The 19,533-nt window shown below is 38.6% G+C and carries 15 protein-coding genes; all 15 read right to left on the bottom strand.

The genetic code is table 11. From position 1 onward, the window contains the following. Positions 1–143: 143 nt before the first annotated feature. Entirely contained in the window at positions 144–965 is an 822-nt protein-coding gene (locus BLP50_RS03160) for a Cof-type HAD-IIB family hydrolase (protein ID WP_176753661.1), read from the bottom strand. Further along, positions 958–3,123, bottom strand: a complete 2,166-nt coding sequence (locus tag BLP50_RS03155; RefSeq protein WP_090150857.1) for an RNA degradosome polyphosphate kinase — start codon at positions 3,121–3,123, stop codon at positions 958–960. Before BLP50_RS03155 ends, BLP50_RS03160 begins: the two co-directional genes overlap by 8 nt. Before the next feature lie 13 nt (positions 3,124–3,136). Then, a complete protein-coding gene (locus BLP50_RS03150) occupies positions 3,137–4,654 on the bottom strand; it encodes a Ppx/GppA phosphatase family protein (RefSeq protein WP_090150854.1) in 1,518 nt (505 codons plus the stop codon). A gap of 20 nt (positions 4,655–4,674) precedes the next feature. Beyond that, complete coding sequence (gene pheA, locus BLP50_RS03145) at positions 4,675–5,811, bottom strand: prephenate dehydratase (protein ID WP_090150850.1); 1,137 nt, start codon at positions 5,809–5,811, stop codon at positions 4,675–4,677. A 7-nt stretch (positions 5,812–5,818) separates the two neighbouring features. Beyond that, complete coding sequence (locus tag BLP50_RS03140; RefSeq protein ID WP_090150847.1) at positions 5,819–6,832, bottom strand: DUF5050 domain-containing protein; 1,014 nt, start codon at positions 6,830–6,832, stop codon at positions 5,819–5,821. Positions 6,833–6,856: 24 nt separating this feature from the next. Further along, positions 6,857–11,299, bottom strand: coding sequence for a PolC-type DNA polymerase III (locus tag BLP50_RS03135; protein WP_090150844.1), 4,443 nt, complete (start codon positions 11,297–11,299; stop codon positions 6,857–6,859). A gap of 174 nt (positions 11,300–11,473) precedes the next feature. Next, positions 11,474–12,526, bottom strand: a complete 1,053-nt coding sequence (gene ispG / locus BLP50_RS03130; protein WP_090150841.1) for a flavodoxin-dependent (E)-4-hydroxy-3-methylbut-2-enyl-diphosphate synthase — start codon at positions 12,524–12,526, stop codon at positions 11,474–11,476. A 9-nt stretch (positions 12,527–12,535) separates the two neighbouring features. Beyond that, positions 12,536–13,573 carry a M50 family metallopeptidase gene (locus BLP50_RS03125; RefSeq protein ID WP_090150838.1) on the bottom strand — a complete coding sequence of 346 codons (1,038 nt, stop codon included), beginning with the start codon at positions 13,571–13,573 and terminating at the stop codon, positions 12,536–12,538. 2 nt (positions 13,574–13,575) lie between these two features. Beyond that, on the bottom strand, positions 13,576–14,724 hold the full coding sequence (locus BLP50_RS03120) for a 1-deoxy-D-xylulose-5-phosphate reductoisomerase (protein ID WP_090150835.1): 1,149 nt from the start codon (positions 14,722–14,724) through the stop codon (positions 13,576–13,578). A 67-nt stretch (positions 14,725–14,791) separates the two neighbouring features. Beyond that, a complete protein-coding gene (locus BLP50_RS03115; RefSeq protein WP_090150832.1) occupies positions 14,792–15,595 on the bottom strand; it encodes a phosphatidate cytidylyltransferase in 804 nt (267 codons plus the stop codon). 5 nt (positions 15,596–15,600) lie between these two features. After that, positions 15,601–16,299 carry an isoprenyl transferase gene (locus tag BLP50_RS03110; RefSeq protein WP_090150829.1) on the bottom strand — a complete coding sequence of 233 codons (699 nt, stop codon included), beginning with the start codon at positions 16,297–16,299 and terminating at the stop codon, positions 15,601–15,603. Positions 16,300–16,370: 71 nt separating this feature from the next. Further along, positions 16,371–16,925 carry a ribosome recycling factor gene (gene frr, locus BLP50_RS03105; protein WP_090150825.1) on the bottom strand — a complete coding sequence of 185 codons (555 nt, stop codon included), beginning with the start codon at positions 16,923–16,925 and terminating at the stop codon, positions 16,371–16,373. Positions 16,926–16,934: 9 nt separating this feature from the next. After that, positions 16,935–17,630 (bottom strand): UMP kinase, encoded by a 696-nt coding sequence (gene pyrH, locus BLP50_RS03100; RefSeq protein ID WP_090150821.1) that lies wholly within the window; start codon positions 17,628–17,630, stop codon positions 16,935–16,937. A gap of 29 nt (positions 17,631–17,659) precedes the next feature. Next, positions 17,660–18,427, bottom strand: a complete 768-nt coding sequence (locus BLP50_RS03095; protein WP_090150816.1) for a polymer-forming cytoskeletal protein — start codon at positions 18,425–18,427, stop codon at positions 17,660–17,662. 19 nt (positions 18,428–18,446) lie between these two features. After that, positions 18,447–19,349 (bottom strand): polysaccharide deacetylase family protein, encoded by a 903-nt coding sequence (locus BLP50_RS03090; RefSeq protein WP_242869207.1) that lies wholly within the window; start codon positions 19,347–19,349, stop codon positions 18,447–18,449. Positions 19,350–19,533: the final 184 nt, after the last annotated feature.

Here is a 19,533-nt window from a genome sequence, read left to right as displayed (position 1 = left end):
CATCACAAACAAGGTTTGTGTGAAATATAAGACCCAAGTCACTGTACTCATACGTGCTAAGGTGAGAGTGGATACTCTACTTTGTTTTCACAACAGTGATAATTTAACATATAAATCCGTCACCGTCAACATTTTTTACAAAATTAGTTCAATATAAATTTATTGATAACCTCTGCTATTCCGCTGTGATTGTTGTCATTTACTGTGACATAATCAGCAGCATCCTTAAGTTCTTTTCTAGCATTGGCCATAGCAACACCTACGCCTGCTATCTCAACCATGCTAATATCATTTTCCTCATCACCACAGGCGATGACATTAGAAAGAGAAATGTTAAGCTGCTTTGCCAGCTCTCTAACACCATTGCCCTTGCCAGTGCCCTTCTTAACATATTCAAGAAAAGCATAATGAGAAAAGAAATTATCGTATCTGTCATCAAATTGACTGGCATGAGCAACTCTAAACTGCTCTAGACGCTCTGGCTTATCATATTCAATAGCCATGATTTTAGTGATATTTTTCCCCTTTAGGGTATTGATATCTGTAATGTAAAACAATGATTCTCTAGAAACCTGCTTATAGCTCTCTATAAAGTAATTCTCATTGAAAGTATATATGCATCCATTGTCAAATACCAGGCATGTAAGGTCAGCCTTTAGAATCTCAACAACAAGCTCTAGTGCTGTATCATTATCGATACAATCTTCAAACAGCACCTTATCGCTATTCATCTCAGTGCCTACTACCCCCTGATATCCAAGCATATATACATTATCGCGCTTGAACTCATCGTATATAGATAGAATTCTCTTCAGTGCATTATTAGGTCTACCAGTATTAAATGCAAATACATTGCCTTGATCTAGCATCTTTGTAATAGCATTAAGATTTTCTTTTGAGATGTTTTTGTCATCATCAAAAAGTGTTCCATCCATGTCCACAGCAAGTAATTTTGTATTATTCATCAAAAACCTCATTGGCAAGTCGAGGGATAAACGTCCTACTTTGGTAGAAGTTTATCTCTTGCTCATTACTCTTTTTAGCCTCTTTACAGAATGTATCCTGTGCACCCACAGGCTTCTTACCTCTTTGAGGTTTTACTTTAACATAATTTGCCTCATCTGTCATCTCGTAAGCCTTAAGTGTATCAGCCAGTTGTACATCTAAAATATGTTTTACCTTTGCCTTTAAAACCTGATCCTCAACAGGGAAAATAATCTCAACTCTTCTATCAAGATTTCGAGGCATCCAATCTGCAGAACCCATATAAATATTTTCTGCACCATTGTTATAGAAATAAAAGATACGGGCATGCTCTAGGTATGTTCCCACAATAGATGTAACCTTAATATTTTCACTTACACCAGGAATACCAGTCTTAAGACAGCAAATGCCTCTAACTATAAGTTGGATTTGAACTCCTGCATTACTTGCCTCATAAAGCTTTTCTATTATCTCTTTGTCGCATAGGGAATTCATTTTGGCAATAATAGCAGCCTCTTTGCCATCCTTAGCATGCGCAATCTCTCTGTTAATCAACGCTACAAATGTATCTCTAAGCCAAAGTGGTGCCACTACAAGCTTGTTCCAAGCAGCAGGCTCAGAATAGCCAGAAAGCATATTGAATACAGCAGTTGCATCCTCTCCATAGGAATCCTGGCAAGTGAGCATTCCACAGTCTGTATAAAGCTTGGCAGTTGAATCGTTGTAGTTACCAGTGCCAAGGTGTACATATCGCTTAATACCATCCTCTTCTCTACGAACAACAAGAGCTATCTTACAATGTGTCTTTAGACCAACCAATCCGTAGATAACATGGCATCCAGCCTTTTCAAGCTTCTTAGCCCAGATAATATTATTTTCCTCATCAAATCTGGCCTTAAGTTCAACTAATACAGTAACCTGCTTTCCATTTTCAGCAGCGTGGGCAAGGCTTGCAATAATAGGTGAATTACCACTGACACGATAAAGTGTCTGCTTTATTGCCAATACCTGTGGATCAAAAGCTGCTTGAGCTATAAAATCCACAACTGGATCAAAGGTCTCATAAGGATGATGTAAAAGAATATCTCCTTTTTTTATTTCATCAAATATCTTCTCTCCTGGCTTAAGTCTAGGATTGTCCTGAGGCTTAAAACTAGGGGACCTAAGTTCACTATGACCTTCTATTCCGTATAGCTTCATAAGGAATGTCAAGTCAATAGGTCCCTTTATTTTGTAGATATCAATTTCATTTACCCCTAGGTTCTTTTTCAAAATAGCAAGAAGCTTTTTGTTAATTGAGGACTCCACCTCAAGGCGAATAACCTCGCCCCATTGGCGAGATTTAATCTGCTTTTCAATCTCGCGAAGTAAATCCTCTGCCCCCTCCTCATCAATAGAAAAGTCAGCATTACGCATAATACGATAAGGAGATGCTGCCACAACATTGTAGTTTAAAAACAGCTTATCCATGTTGCGTTCAATAATCTGCTCTAAAAGAATAAAGCAATCATGCTTGCCCTCGTCAGAAGGAAGGGATATAAATCTTGGAAGTACAGAAGGCACCTGAACTGTTGCGAACTCAACATCATCATTGTTAGAGCCAGCCACAAGTGCATCCTTTTTCTTTTCAATTAAGGCAGCAATATTTAATGACTTATTCCTAATAAGAGGAAATGGTCTTGATGCATCAAATGCCATAGGCGTAAGTACCGGATACACCTGACTCATAAAAAATGAATCAACATACTTAAGCTGTTCAGCATTTAAATCCTCATACTTATCATATATAAGAATGCCTTTTTCCTTTAATATAGGCATAAGACTGCGACTGAAGGTACTATACTGAAAATCAACTAGCTCTCTTGTTTTCTCATTAATTAAAACAAGCTGCTCCGTAGGTGTCATGCCTGCTATATCTGGCTTAGTGTAGCCTGCATGCTCCATATCCTTCAAAGAGGCAACCCTTACCATAAAAAACTCATCTAAATTAGAAGATGTAATAGAGACAAATTTTAGGCGTTCCAAAATTGGAAGCTCCTTGTTGGTGGCCTCGTTTAAAACACGCTGCTCAAATTTTAACCAGCTTAATTCTCTATTATCAAAATTTTTAAAGTCTGATATATTAACCTTTGTCTTCATAATCCCCACCTATTTACTGCTTTTCTCTAAGCACTGGTTTGATACCAAATATTTCCTGGAAATAACTAGCATTTTTAGTAAAAAGCCCCTTTTCAAGAGCAAGAGAACTATTGGCCTCGATGTTAATTACAAGCTCATTATCCTTTACCCTCATAGAAACATTTTTTATTTTCTGCTTATGTGATCTATCAAGGGCATTTGCAACCTTTAGGATTGCAAGAAGCTTTAAAATAGTTAAATACTCATCCTGAGTAAATCTATCTGACATATTGTCATAAGGCTCCACTGGCTTGCGATTGAACTCTACAGTACTTGCAATAAGCTCTCGTTCCTTATGAGTCAGTCCCAATATCTCTGATGCCATAATTATGGTGTATGAACAACTAGATGCCTCCGCAAGGCTAATGTACTTGCCGCAATCATGTAAGATTGCGATACATTCCATCAATACCCTATGGCGCTTTGTAAGTCCATGGTATTTTTTCATGGCATCAAATATCTCACCAGAAAGTCGATAAAGTGCCTTGAGATGAGGCTGATAACTGCCATATCGCTTGGCAATTGACCATGCTGCAGTGATGATATCATTGTCAAAATCATGCTTTGAAACTAGCCATTTCTTTTGATAGCTATGGTTGTACATCATGCCCTCAGCTACAGATACACCTGGGGCAAATACCATCGCCGGATTGAGAGTCTCAGCCAATGCCTTATAAAGCATTACTACAGGCTCAATTACATTTTCATTATCAAGATAGATATCATTGCTATCATCAAATCTCTTAATGTACTGTCTATTAATTTTATTTAAACAATCAAGATACTCTTCTGTTTTTATACTCTTAGATGAAAAACTAGATATACGCTCTGTAATACTATTTACCTGAACGCCAAAAAGAATCATGTACTTAGGCTCAATATCTCTAAGAAACATAGTCTTAAAAACATCCAGCTCTTTATACATCATCTCATAAGTCTGCTCCAATGAATTGCCTGAAGTTGAACCAAGCTTTCTTAAATTTTCGTTGATAGAAACTGTACCCAAAGAAAGATGCTGGGTAGTGATAATCTTCCCCTTTGAGAAAAGAGTAATTTGCAAAGAAACTCCACCTACATCTACAAGTACGGCGGAGTCGCTGATTAATTCATCAAAATTTTCTGTGGATGCCACAGCCTGATATCCTAAAAATCTCTGCTCAGAGTTGGACAGAACTATAGGGCTAAATCCTGTGCGCATTTTAATCTGCTCCAGAACCACTAAATCATTAGACGCCTGGCGAATATTAGGACCTGCAACTACAGAGAAAGCGTCTACCTTATATCCCTCTATAGTGCGCTTCATATCATTTAAAATACGACATAGTTTGTCAACTGTCTCAGGCAGAATCATCCCCTTGCTAAGGATATCCTTGATAATATCTGACTGAATCTTTTGAACGTCTATTGTCTTTGCACCCTTTTGCTTAACCACCTCAAAAACCTTTAGAGTGGTCTCGTAAGTCCCAATATAAATGCTAGCAAATAATTTCATTTAAACCCCCACAATAATTATTAATAATTTCCCAAAACCCTAAGGCTAACACACTCCTCTTGAAGTCCTGTAAGGACATTTAAAACGGCCTCATCATTGAGATTGCCATCGATATCTATAAAGAATCTATATTGCCAATTAACCCCCTTAATTGGTCTAGACTCAATTCTATTCATATTGATTCCATTGAACATGAGATTTGATAATACTCTATAAAGGCTACCTGGCTCATGAGGAATCTCAAAGCAAAGACTAATATGAGATGCTGTAGCCTTGTACTTTTTATCCTTTGAAACAATAATAAATCTAGTTTCGTTTTCTTTATTGTCTTGAATGCTCTCCTCTAAAACCTCAAGGTCATAAAGTTTGCAATTTAAAATGCTGCCGATAGCTGCCTGTGTAATATCCTGATCATCTCGAATCTTCCTAGCACTAGCAGCAGTGTTATGGAGGTTTTTAACATCCCAATCCATATGCTGAGTGCGAATGTACTCATCACACTGGGCAATAGCTTTTGCGTGAGAATATACAGTTTTGATATCTTCTATTTTGGCACCCTTAAGACCAAGAAGAGCATGCTCAACTTTTAAAATCTGCTCACCTACAATTGCAACATTGTATTCAGAAAGTAAATCAAAATTCTCTTCTATAGAGCCTGCAAGACTGTTCTCAATTGGAAGAACTGCATAGTCAGCCTCACCATTAACGATGGCCTCCATTGCATCTCGCCAGGCATCTACATGAAAGCTGGATTTCATCTTACCTTTGAAGAACTCATCCATCGCAATCTGAGAATAGGCTCCCTCAACACCTTGGAAGCATACTATAGAATCAGAAAAATCAAAATCATCAACTCTCTTAAATCCAGAATCAAAGCTAAATCCATTGTCACGTAAAATGGCAAACTGCTTTTTACGGCTGATAGACATTATCTGAGTATATAACTCGCGAACTGCCTGAACATAAAAATCATCTGATACAAATGATGATAATTTATCCAGCTTTTCCTCCTCACGCTTTTTGTCGTAAACCTTTTTGCCTGTAGAAATCTTGTATTCAGCCACCTGACAAGCAAGTTCCATACGCTTTAAAAATAATTCCAAAATGCCCTTGTCTACTGAATCGATTTCCTCTCTAATGTCCGCTAAGTCTCTCATGTTGCTCCTATTCTTTAAGTTCAATTATCGGTGGATCAAATATTCCTACCTGTGTTCCTCCATTTTTAACATGGAATGTAGTTCCTGAAAAAAAGTCTGCGAAATAAACATATTCGCTGGTAATATTAATATTATTAAACTGTCCCTCTGCCAATAATACTTCAGCACCTGATGTCAAATCTACACGATACAATCCGTCTGGATTGCCCTTGATAGATTGATAGTATAGGTAATTGCCTGAAATATTATAACCTGATGTACCATACTGAGTAACCATAGTACCATCACCACCAGATAACGGTGCACTATATACTCTTTCCTTGTCATCCAGATTCATGTAATAAAGTGTATCGCCAATTATCATAGGCATCCAAAGATTCTTATCAGAAACAAATGAAGAATCCTTGGTATCAAGATTCATTGCATGGAGATTATGATCATTTTTAACACCTGCGTAATAAAGCTTTTCTCCCACCATACATCTAGGATCAATTGACGAATCAGAAAGCTGCTGCTTGTCCTTACCATCAATACCAACTATGTAAAGTGTAGTAGCTTCCTCAGCATCATAATGATAGTAAACAATTCTGTTGCCAGCTAATGAACATGCATTGCAGTCATCAACATCAAGAAGAATTATCTTGCCATTACGCTTTGCCATGCGGCACAAGCTGTTTGCATTGACGTCAAAGCCACCATAACTAGAGTTACTTTTATTTCTACTGTAATAAACATAGTGCTCATCAGAATTTAAAAAATAAACTGAATCGCCATTTACAATATCAATATCACTCTCGTCTGGATTCATCTTATAAAGTCTACTTCCGTCGTTAGGATTAGCAAAATATACCACTCCATCATATTCGCAGAACAGACCATTGCCATAGAGATTACCAACGGTGTTACCATTGGTCCCTGGCTCATTAAACCGAGTAACGGTGTTAATGTATTTGTAATATGCTAAACCACCTGCAATACCTAAAACAACTAAAATTACAATAACCCTTCGTAGTACCTTCATTGTACAGCCCTCCCCTTGAAAAGATTAAGTAAAGTCAAAAATTGAAAGCTGGTTAGACTGAGGCAAATCAGTGATAATGCCTAGCTCAACCATTGTATCAAGTATTGTCTGTGAAACCTTTCCTCTGTCCTTGATATCGTCCAACGACAGGAACTTGCCTTGAGATGCAGCAATCTGTAACTGCTCTGCAGCCTTGTCACCCATACCTGGAAGTGAGTTGAACGGAGGAAGTATCTTTCCATCTACTATTTTAAAGTATCTTGAGTCAGATTGGTATAGGTCCATAGGTAAAAATTCAAATCCGCGGGCATACATTTCCTGAACAAGACGAAGTGCTATAAGCACATCCTTGTCTGTTGCAGATAAATCCGACTGAGATTTTAAGTTTTTAATCTCTGCCTCACATCTGGCCTTACCCATACAACATTTCTCATAATCGAAACCACCTGCTCTAATCGAGAAGAAAGCTGCATAGTATGCCAAAGGATAATTAATCTTACAATATGCTACTCGCCAAGCCATCATAACATATGCTGCAGCGTGAGCCTTAGGGAACATGTATTTAATCTTCTCGCAGGAACCAATATACCAATCAGGTACACCATGCTCTTGCATGTGCTGCTTATAAGTAGGCCATTCATCACATTTGCCCTTTGCTACAATACCCTTTCGCACTCGCTCCATAATTGTAAATGATTCAGCTGGATCAAGTCCCTTGTGAATCAAATAAACCATAATATCATCTCGAGTACAGATAGCCTCTGTGATAGTGGCTACACCACTTAGAATAAGATCCTGAGCATTTCCAAGCCATACATCAGTACCATGGGCAAGACCTGCTATTCGAACCAAGTCAGTAAAATACTTTGGCTTGGCCTCAACAAGCATCTGCATGGCAAAATCAGTACCAAACTCTGGTATACCAAGTGTTCCAAGTGGTGTGCCCATAATGTCATCAGGAGTAATACCAAGAGCCTCAGTGCTCTGGAACAATGACATAACCCCCTTATCATCAAAAGGAATTGTAGTGGCATCTATTCCTGTCAAATCTTCAAGTCGCTTAATCATTGTAGGATCCAAGTGACCTAAGATATCAAGTTTCAGAAGGTTGGCATCGATTTTATGGTAATCAAAGTGTGTGGTAACAATATCTGTATCCTTATTTGCAGGGTGCTGCACCGGTGTAAATGAGTAAATATCCTCGCCGTTCGGAAGAACAACTACACCACCAGGATGCTGACCAGTAGTAGATTTAACACCTTCAATGCCCTTTGCAATACGCTCATTTTCAGCACGACGCTTTCGCATATCGCGCTTCTCAAAGTATTTCAAAACATATCCAACGGCGTTTTTATCTGCAAGAGTAGATACTGTACCGGCCTTAAATGTCTGGCCCTCACCGAAAATAACCTCAGTATATTTATGAGCCTTTGACTGATATTCATTTGAGAAGTTCAAATCGATATCAGGCTCCTTATCTCCCTTGAAACCAAGGAATGTCTCAAATGGAATATCAAATCCATCCTTGGCAAGTGGCTTGCCACAGTTAGGACAAATCTTATCAGGCATATCCACTCCTGATAGACCCTGATTGACTATCTCCTTAACTTCTGGTCCGTCAAAATCCACATAGAAACAATTAGGACATCTATAGTGTGGAGGAAGTGGATTAACCTCTGTAATACCGGCCATTGTGGCTGCAAATGATGATCCAACGGAACCACGGGAACCTACTAGATATCCATCCTCGTTGGACTTCCAAACAAGCTTCTGAGCGATAATATACATAACGGAATATCCATTACCAATGATAGAGTTAAGCTCTCTTTCAAGTCTGGCAGAAACTATCTCAGGAAGCTCTGGGCCATATACCTCATGAGCTCTAGTCTCACAAATACGGCGCAAATCCTCTTCTGAGTGTTCGATTACCGGAGGACACTTATCAGGTCGTACTGGATGAATGTACTCGCACATATCCGCAATCTTATTTGTATTTTCAATAACTACCTCATGAGACTTTGCCAGTCCAAGGTAAGCAAACTCCTCAAGCATCTCATCGGTAGAATGTAGATAAAGTGGAGCCTGCTGATCAGCATCATCAAAGCCCTTATTAGCCATAATGATACGACGATATACTTCGTCCTCTGGATCAAGGAAATGCACATCACAAGTAGCTACTACAGGCTTATTAAACTCTTCACCTAGGGCTACAATCTGCTTATTAATCTCCTGTAAGTCCTTAACAGAATTAATGTCCTCATATTTGTCTGAGCGAATCATAAATTCGTTGTTACCTACAGGTTGAATTTCAAGATAATCATAGTAATTTGCAATACGAGCAATCTCAGAATCATCTCGACCATCTATGATAGCACCATACAGCTCACCTGCCTCACAGGCAGAACCTATAATAAGTCCCTCTCTGCACTCTGTAAGGAGAGACTTAGGCACTCTAGGATATCTAGAGAAATAATTAAGATGAGACTCTGAAACCAATCTATAAAGATTAATACGTCCTAAATCATTTTTAGCAAGAACAATACAATGATGAGCACGCATCTTTTTAATCTGCTCTGGACCTGGCTTGCTGTGGTCGTTAAGCTCTGTAAGAGTATAAATTTTTTCGTTTTCAAGCTTCTCTATGAACTTCTTCCAAATTTTCGCAGTAACCTCTGCATCGTCGACAGCTCTATGATGATGCTCATTAACAAGATTCTCAGCCTTGCAGACAGCATCTAGATTAAATCTGGCCATATGAGGATGCAAATATCTCGCCACCTCAACTGTATCTACATGGGTGTAATCATAATCTAATCCAAGCTTTTTGCAGTTATATTTAATGAATCCTGTATCAAATCCGGCATTGTGAGCAACAAGTACAGTACCCTTACAGAATTCCATAAACTTTGGAAGAATCTCCTCAATAGTAGGAGCATTTTCGACCATCTCATCCTTTATTGATGTAAGCTCTGTAATACGATATGGAATTGGAACCTGAGGATTAACAAACTCAGAAAATCTATCAACTATCTCGCCATTAACAATCTTTACGGCGCCAATCTCGATAATCTTGCAGCTTCGAGGGTTAAATCCAGTTGTCTCAATATCGAATACAACATACTCATCCTGAAGGCTCTGTCCCTTGTCATTGGTAACAATGAGCTTGGTATCATCCACAAGATAAATCTCACAACCATAAATAACCTTGAAATCACCAAGGCCCTTCATATGATCCGCATCACAGAATGCCTGAACAACACCATGGTCAGTAATAGCAAGTGCCTTATGTCCCCAATCCTTAGCTCGTGAAATAATAGATGTAATCTCAGATACACCATCAAACTCTGACATCTTTGTATGGCAATGAAGCTCAACTCTCTTTTCAACAGCCGTATCAGTTCTAACGACTCTGAAATCCTTTATCTTTTGAACTGCATTAATACGACCAACAGTAAGCTCCTTAGAAAACTGGTCATCATCCAGCTTACCTGAAACCTTGTAGAATCCGCCTACCTTAAATAGCGATTCAAACTCCTTACCCTGATCCAAGTCAGCAAACCAGAACTTTACAGAAATTGAATCTGTAAAATCAGTCATGGAACCAGAACCAAAGTAGCCTCCCTTTTTAGTCTCTCTAAATTCAAGAGCTGTAAGCTGACCACGAATAACAATTGGTCCAAGTAACTCTCCAGTAATCTCCTCCATAGGAGTTGCATTTTCAACAATCTCATTACCCATAATAATATCTGGGTCATCGGATTTAGTAAGTGGTCTAACAAATTTCTTCTCAGGCTCTTCTGATTTAGGCTCATCCTTAGATTTCTTGCCCTCAGGTTTAGGTTTAGCCTCTTCTTTTTCTTCTGGAGCAGATTGTTGTCCTGCACCTGCAGTACGAGCATTGATAGCAGCAATTTTGTTTTCTATCTCCATCTGAGCATTTTGAAGATATTTGCTCTTTTTAGGTGCCTTGTATTCAAAATCAATAGGCATATTTAGATGGCAACGACTATTTAAAATAGCAGAAAGCATATCGTGAAGCTCCTGCTCCTTTTCCTTGCCTATTAATGTATCCTCTATGGTAACTGTCAAATGACCATTCTCTGGGAAATCCAAATCGGCCTTTTTATATATGTTAAAAAGAAGAGCACTCTTCTCCTCAAGCTCCTCTAAAATGCTATCGTTGTATGAACTTAAAAGATTGGATGGAGTATACTGACTAGACAAGTCAAAATCTTCGAATATACGAATTGTAACTCCGTTGTTAGGGAAAAACTGTTTTTTAATAGACTTTTCCAAATGCCAGATTCGGCGCTTTGGAATCAATGTATTGAAAGTAACGTATATACGAATATCGTCTTTAGAGCGCCCTGTACTTACCTTAGTGATTGTGGCATCACTAAGAGCTGTACTTAAGTCACTCTCCGTATTCATATTAGGGAAAACTTCAAAGAATCCCATTTGGTCCATAAATCATTCTCCAAGTTGAAGTCCGGCAGTTACGCCTACAAGCCTTAGAGTTTCCATCCTCAACTACACGTTTCGGATTGGAAACCTAAGAGCTTGTAGACTACTGCCTCACTTAAAATTTTTAGATTAATAATAATTTTTACATCAAAAATAGTATTCTTCTCAGATACCACTTTACATCCGTGGCCATGCAAGAAGCTCTTCTCTGAGAGCATTTAGTAGCTGGTCTTCTGGAAGTTTCTTAACTATCTCACCATGCTTAATGAGAAGTCCCTCACCAATACCACCAGCGACTCCAAGGTCTGCCTCTTTCGCCTCACCTGGGCCGTTAACAACACACCCCATAACAGCAACCTTGATATTAAGGTCGGAAAATTCTTCAACCATGTTTTCAACCTTGTTAGCAAGACCAATAAGGTCAATCTGAGTACGTCCACATGTTGGGCATGAAACAACCTCAATACCGCCTTTACGAAGTCCAAGAGTACGTAAAATAAGCTTGGCAGATTTAATCTCCTCAATAGGAGCACCTGTAAGTGATACTCGAATAGTATCTCCTATTCCCTGAGACAAAATCATGGCAAGACCACAGGCACTTTTGATATTGCCTGCTGTAACGGTGCCAGCCTCAGTAATACCAACATGAAGAGGATGTTCTGTCTTATCAGCAATAAGCTCATGGGCCTTCACGCACATCATAACATCTGATGATTTAATACTGATAACTAAGTTGTCATATCCTAAATCCTCGATAATTTTAACTTTATCAAGTGCAGACTCTACAAGCCCCTCTGCAGTAACCCCACCATATTTTTCTACTAAGTTCTTTTCTAGAGAGCCAGAATTAACACCGACTCTAATAGGGATATTCTTAGCCTTAGCAGCCTCTACAACAGCCTTGATTCTATCGATGCTTCCGATATTACCTGGATTAATACGAATCTTGTCAGCTCCATTTTCGATAGCTGCAATTGCAAGTCTGTAATCAAAATGTATATCTGCTACAAGTGGAATATGAATCTGCTTTTTAATTTCAGAAAGCGCCTTTGCAGCATCCATATCAGGGACAGCAACACGTATAATATCGCATCCTGCCTTCTCAAGCTCTAAAATCTGAGCAACAGTTGCCTCTACATCCTGAGTCTTTGTATTACACATTGACTGGATGAGGATAGGATTGCCTCCTCCAATTACTCTATTTCCAATTTTAACTTCTTTTGTATTCATGATTTACCTCTAAAAGATTTTGGCAATATCGTTGTACATAACAACAATCATCAAAAGCATTAAAAGTGCAAAGCCCACAAGATTGATTCCATTTTCAATCTCTGGCTTCATTTTCTTACGACGAATAGCCTCTATAATGTAAATGAACAATCTACCACCATCTAATGCAGGGAATGGAATAAGGTTCATTACTCCAAGGTTTGCTGATAGCAAAATTGATATCGACATCAAATTTAAAACAATATATTTAATACCATCAGCAGCTGATGAATCATAGACATCAGAAATAGCTTTACCAACTCCAATAGGACCTGATACTTCTTTTACAGATATCTCATTAGTGACAAGCATTCTAAGACTCTGAACAGTCATGTATATCTGATACTTTATTTCATATCCACCGTAAGCCAGTATGGATATAGGATTAGTAAGCTTATCACGTCCCGATAATCTATTTACACCGAGTAAATATCTACCCTCTTCCTCATTGTAAAAAGGTGTAAGTGTAGTTGAATAAGTCTTGCCATCACGCTTATAGCCAACTGTAATATCATCACCAGATGAATGAAGGAAATTGTAGATAGAGATTTCCTCATAAAAATGAATATTATATCCATTAAGAGAAACAATCTCATCTCCTGCCTCAATACCAGCAGCCTCAGCAGGAAGCCCCTCTGAAACAGAAGTAACAATAGGCTTATTAACTCCTGCTATAGCAATTAAAATAACTGCAAGAATATAAGCCAATATAAAATTAAATAATGGTCCACCAAATACAATTAAAAATCTCTGCCAAAGAGGCTTTTTACTGAAAGCTCTATCACTATCACTCTCCTGATCCTCTCCTTCCATTACACAAGAACCGCCAAATGGAAGTGCCTTTAAACAGTATTTAGTCTCACCCTTACCCCATGATAAAAGTGTTGGTCCAAGACCAAGTGTAAACTCGTTAACCTTTACATCAAATTTCTTAGCAAAAAGAAAATGTCCTAGCTCGTGAAAGATAATAATAAAGCTAAAAATCAAAATAGCAATAACTATTTTCATAACTACCACCTACCCTCAATAAAGTCATATGTCATCTGCTCTGTCTCTAATACTTGCTCGATAGTAGGATTTGGAATAAAGTCCACATTTATCATAGCCTCAGAAACAATCTCAGGAATTTCCAAAAACTTTATTTTATTATTTAAAAATTTAGCAACTGCCTTTTCATTAGCTGCATTGAAAACTGTAGGAACATTGCCACCTGCATCCATTGCATCATAAGCGAGAGAAAGTCCGTAGAATGTCTCCATATCCGGCTTCTCGAATGTAAGGGTACCTACTTTGAATAAATCAAGAGGCTCCGAATACAAAGTCTTACGATTTGGATAAAACAATGCATATAAGATAGGCAATCTCATATCTGGAGTACCCATCTGGCCAATAACTGCACCGTCCATAAACTCAACAGCAGAATGTAAAATACTCTGAGGATGAACAACTACCTCTACCTGATTAAGATTCACTCCAAAGAGCCACTTGGCCTCCATAACCTCAAGACCTTTATTAATCATGGTTGCAGAATCGATAGTAATTTTAGCCCCCATAGACCAATTAGGATGCTTTAATGCATCCTCAAGTGTAACATTCTCCAAATCATCAAGAGTCTTGCCTCTAAATGGCCCTCCTGATGCAGTAAGTAATATCTTAGAAATCTGATTATGTCTCTCACCGTTAAGTGACTGGAAAATCGCGCTGTGCTCACTATCTACAGGTAAGATAGACACACCCTTTTCCTTGGCAAGAGGCATAATAATGTGCCCTGCTGTAACAAGAGTCTCTTTATTAGCAAGTGCAATTGTCTTTTTTGCATTGATAGCAGCGATTGTAGGCTGAACACCAATCATACCTACTACAGCTGTAACTACAGTGTCTGCATCTTCCGCAGTGGCAACTGCAATAAGACCATCCATTCCATAGCGAATATCAATATCTATATCAGAAAGTCTAGTCTTTAAATCATTAGCCAATTTCTCATTTCCAACAGAAACAAGGCTTGGTCTATACTTTCTAATCTGCTTTTCAAATAAATCAATATTAGAACCACATGACATAGCAACAACCTGCAAGTCATCAGGATTCTGTGAAACAATATCAAGAGTCTGTGTTCCTATGGAACCAGTTGACCCTAAAATAGCAATCTTTTGTGCCATTTTAAAACTCCTAAAAATTAAATTCTAAATAAGGCCTAGGCCCAGATAAGACCGAGGCTCAAAATAATTATACGTAAAAATAATTAGCCAAGAAGTAAATAATTGGTGCAGTAATAATAATACTATCAAATCTATCAAGGACACCACCATGGCCAGGAATAAGCTTGCCGTAATCCTTGATTTCGAAATTACGCTTAATTGCAGATGCAGCCAAATCTCCCACCATTGAAATAAGGGCTCCTACAGCAGAAATGCAAACAAGCGGAAGAATTGCAAAATCATCTACCTTGAATACATTTGAAACAACAGCGCAGTATATAGCTGTAAGCAAGCAGGCTCCAACCACGCCACCAACAGCACCCTCAACCGATTTCTTAGGCGATAAAATAGGTGACATCTTATGCTTTCCAAATAAAACACCAACACAATATGCACATGTATCACAGCCCCATGAACAAAGGAAAATCAGCCATACAATAAACTGGCCCTTTGGAAGCATTCTTGTCTGATACAAAAATGAAAGCATAACGCCTACATAAAATAATCCAAAGAACACTGCCATAATCTGATGGCTGTGAAATTTAGGATAGCTAAAAACAAATACCGCAAGAAGCAGAATCAAGAAAGCTAACATGATTACCATATTATCACCAGTAAAGTTAAATCTAAGGTCAAGATAATATGCTACAGCTGCTAAATATCCTAATATACCAGGAAGCTTCTTCTCTACATCGAAAATTCTGTATAGCTCAAACATTCCAATAAGAGAAAGAACAAGCATTACTCCTAAGAGTAAATCTCCACCTGTAATAATAAACAGTAAAGCAAGTGCAACAAGCACAATACCGCTAATAAGTCTTGTAACAAACATTGATTTTAAATACCTCCAAAACGTCGATTTCTTTTATCGTATTCCTCAATTGCTTTTTTAAGCTCATCAGGAGTAAAATCAGGCCACGCCACTGGTGTAAAATAAAACTCCGCATAAGCAAGTTGCCACAACAAATAATTAGATAATCTCTGTTCTCCTGAAGTACGAATCATGAAATCAGGATCTGGAATATCTTTAGTATCCAAATAACTAGAGAACAGCTCCTCATCAATATCCTCAGGCTGAATCTCTCCTGCCTTAACATCAGAAGCCAAATTTCTAATAGCTCTAGTCATCTCATCTCTACTACCGTAATTGATAGCGATAGTAAGTGTAAGACCTGTAAACTGTGACGAATACTCTGTAAGCTCCTTGATATTCGCCCTAAGTTTATCATCAAGCTTAGAAAGGTCACCTATAAATCTAACTCTAAGGTTATCCTTCTTTGCAGTCTTCATACAAGTCTTAATATATTCTCCTAACAGCTTCATAAGGGCCTTCACCTCATCAGCTGGTCGTGACCAATTTTCAGTGGAAAAAGCGTACATAGTGACGTATTTAACACCCATATCATGAGCGGCTCTACAAATTGTCTCCACGTTTTTAGCACCTACAGTATGACCATAGGTACGTGGCATTCCCTTTGCCTTAGCCCATCTGCCATTTCCGTCAAGTATAATAGCTATATGCTCTGGTACGTTCATATTGCCTCCAAATTCACAAGTATAAAAAAGGGCACTTTCGTGCCCCTTAAATTAGTGTCATTTATTATCTGTTAAACAGTCATGATTTCTTTTGTCTTTGCTTCTACAGCTTTATCGACCTCTGCGATGAACTTATCAGTCATCTTTTGGCACTTATCTTCAAGGTCCTTAATCTCATCCTCAGAAACGCCCTCATCCTTAGAATGCTTCTTTAATGTATCAATAGCGTCTCTACGAATATTTCTGATTGCAACCTTAGCATCTTCGCCGTGCTTCTTAACTTCCTTAGCAATTTCCTTACGACGCTCCTCTGTGAGCTCTGGGAAAACAAGACGAATAAGCTTGCCATCGTTTGTAGGATTTATTCCGATATCAGACATATTGATAGCCTTCTCGATTTCCTTAACCAAAGAAGCCTCCCATGGCTGAATCTGAATCAAACGTGGCTCTGGAACAGAAATATTAGCTACCTGCTGAAGTGGAGTAGGTGCTCCATAATAATCAACAGTTATCTTATCTAAGATATGTGGATTAGCTCTTCCTGCTCTGATTGTTGTAAACTCACTTTCGAGATTGTTATAACTCTTAGTCATTTTCTCTTCGAAAACTGAAAGTATATTATCCATTAGTCCTCCTTATACGGTAACAATTGTACCATTGAATTTTCCTGTGATAGCCTTAACAATTGAATCCTCTTCATTTAATGAGAAAACATACATAGGCATCTTCTGCTCCAATGCAATAATAGATGCTGTAAGATCTACTACCTGAAGCTTTTTATCGAGAACCTCCTGGATGCTAATCTCATCATAGCGCTTAGCGCTTGGATTCTTAGCTGGGTCACTATCGTATACACCATCAATAGACTTAGCAAGTAAAATAACATCAGCCTCGATTTCTACTGCACGAAGTACTGTAGCAGTATCTGTTGAGAAATAAGGATGTCCTGTACCACCTGCAAAGAAAACAACCATGCCTCTTGCAAAGTACTTGTTGGCTCTATCCTTAGAATAAAGCTTTGAGCAGTTGCCGCACTCAAATGGAGTAAGAACAGAAGTCATCATACCGACTGTTCTAAATATCTCAGAAACATAAATGCAATTCATAACAGTTGCAAGCATACCAATCTGATCTGCCTTTGTTCTGTCGATATTCTCTGATGAACGACCTCTCCAGAAATTGCCGCCGCCAATAACAACGCCAACCTGAACTCCGTCATCAACAAGCTTCTTAACCTGACGAGCAACCATTAAACATGTCTCCTCATCAAATCCAAAGCCCTTATCCCCCGAAAGTGCCTCTCCGCTAAGCTTAAGTAATACTCTCTTCATGAAATACCTCGAAAAATATATATTTCAGACTAGACTGCAAATACACTATTTACATCTACATCTGAGTAGCTCTGTGAGCAGAAGCCTTCGATAACAGCACCGTTGTTAATCTGTACTGAACGAGACTTAATATTACCCATAACAACAGCTGAAGTATCAACAACAACTGGACCGTTAACATCGATATCGCCCTTAACAGCGCCAGCGATAACTGCTGAAGTAGCTGTAATGTTACCAATGATTACAGAACCAACGCCAACCTTAGCTGTTCCTGTTGTAACTACCTCACCCTCAATCTTTGCAGCATCTGCAAAGAACTCAGCAGATGAAGAATTACCATTTACCTTACCTGTAACAGTAAGCTTGCCATTACATGTAACGTCGCCATTAATCTCGCCCTGAACCTCGATAGAACCGATAGATTCAACATTACCTGTAACCTTCATACCACCAGTGATAATAGCGTTCTCATCAGAAGCATTGCTTCTTGTTTCCCCTACATTTCCAATAACATCCATAGTCTTTGGTGCCTCCACTTTTTCTTTTTTAGAATCTGAAAAGAATGACTTCTTCTCCTCCTTTACCTCCTCAACTGGAGCCGCTGGTGCATCAGCTGGCTGATCAACTTTCTTAGATACCTGCTCAAGAAGACCATCTAACTTGTTAAGCTCTGACTCTACGTCAATATCACCATCAAGGGTATTAACCATGACTTCCTCAGATGCAGCGCCCTCGCCTGGAACAAGCTCGTTAACCGCGTCGTTAAAATCCTCCTTGAAATCCTTAAAAAATCCCATTACAATTCCTCCATAACATTTATTTTACGTTAACGTGATGTATAACGTATGTATCATCAGTAATTGGTAAAATCATCACTCCCGCTTGCTGTAATGATTCTATAAGTCTAGGTAAGCTCTCCACTGTAACATCCTTCTCGTGAAGCAATACCACAGACGTCTTGTATTGTACCACATTATTCATCACATTATCAATAAGGTCATCCTCTGTGAAAGCTGATATAGTGGCATCTCCGGCCTGTACATTCCAATCGTAATATACGGCCCCCTTATCATTTAATACTCCAATTAAATCGCACATAGATGTAGTGTGGAATGTGTTGCTAGAACCACCAGGAAAACGATAAAAATGTGTATCTACACCTGTAGTGTCTAATATAAGCTGATGAATCCTATCATAGTCAGAAGAGAAACTCTCCGTAGACTGATATAGGGTACTATAATCATGGATATAACCGTGCATGCCTATAGTATGCCCCTCATCAACTATACGTCGATATGTATTTGCTGAAGCTTCATCCTCCTTGCCATTAACAAAGAAAGTAGCCTTGACATTGTAATCATCAAGGATATCAAGGATCTGCTCCGTATTCTCACTAGGTCCATCATCAAACGTAAGATAGACAAGTGGAATATCCCCTGTCTCAGCAAAGTTCTCTGAATTATCTACCACATATATACTATCCTCTATCTCCTCATCAGACATAGCAGCTTCTGTATATACATCGGTCACCCCATTAACCTTTGCAGATAATACATCAACTTGCTTTTGTAACGAGATTACCTCGATACATAAAAAAGTCAAAACGCATAAAGTGATTAACATAAATGCGATGATTGTAGTGACAATCATCTTCTTCATTCGAGCGACACGCTTGCGTTTGGCGCGCTGTCTCTCGAGCCCCATGTTTGAACCTTCCAAACTATTTCCTCCCCTACTGAAAATTCTCTTTAATTTTATCACATTACTTTCACAAGATAAAGCATAAAAAAAGAAGGACTACACAAAATGTAGTCCCTCTATCTTTTTTCTTTAAAGGTCTCGGAGCTCATTTTAAATTGCATTCGGCAAGAGCTCCTCGAAATCACATTTTCTTCGGCATAGC

This window comes from Pseudobutyrivibrio sp. AR14, assembly GCF_900101325.1.
Lineage (GTDB): Bacteria > Bacillota > Clostridia > Lachnospirales > Lachnospiraceae > Pseudobutyrivibrio.
This window is presented reverse-complemented; position numbering and strand designations above follow the sequence as displayed.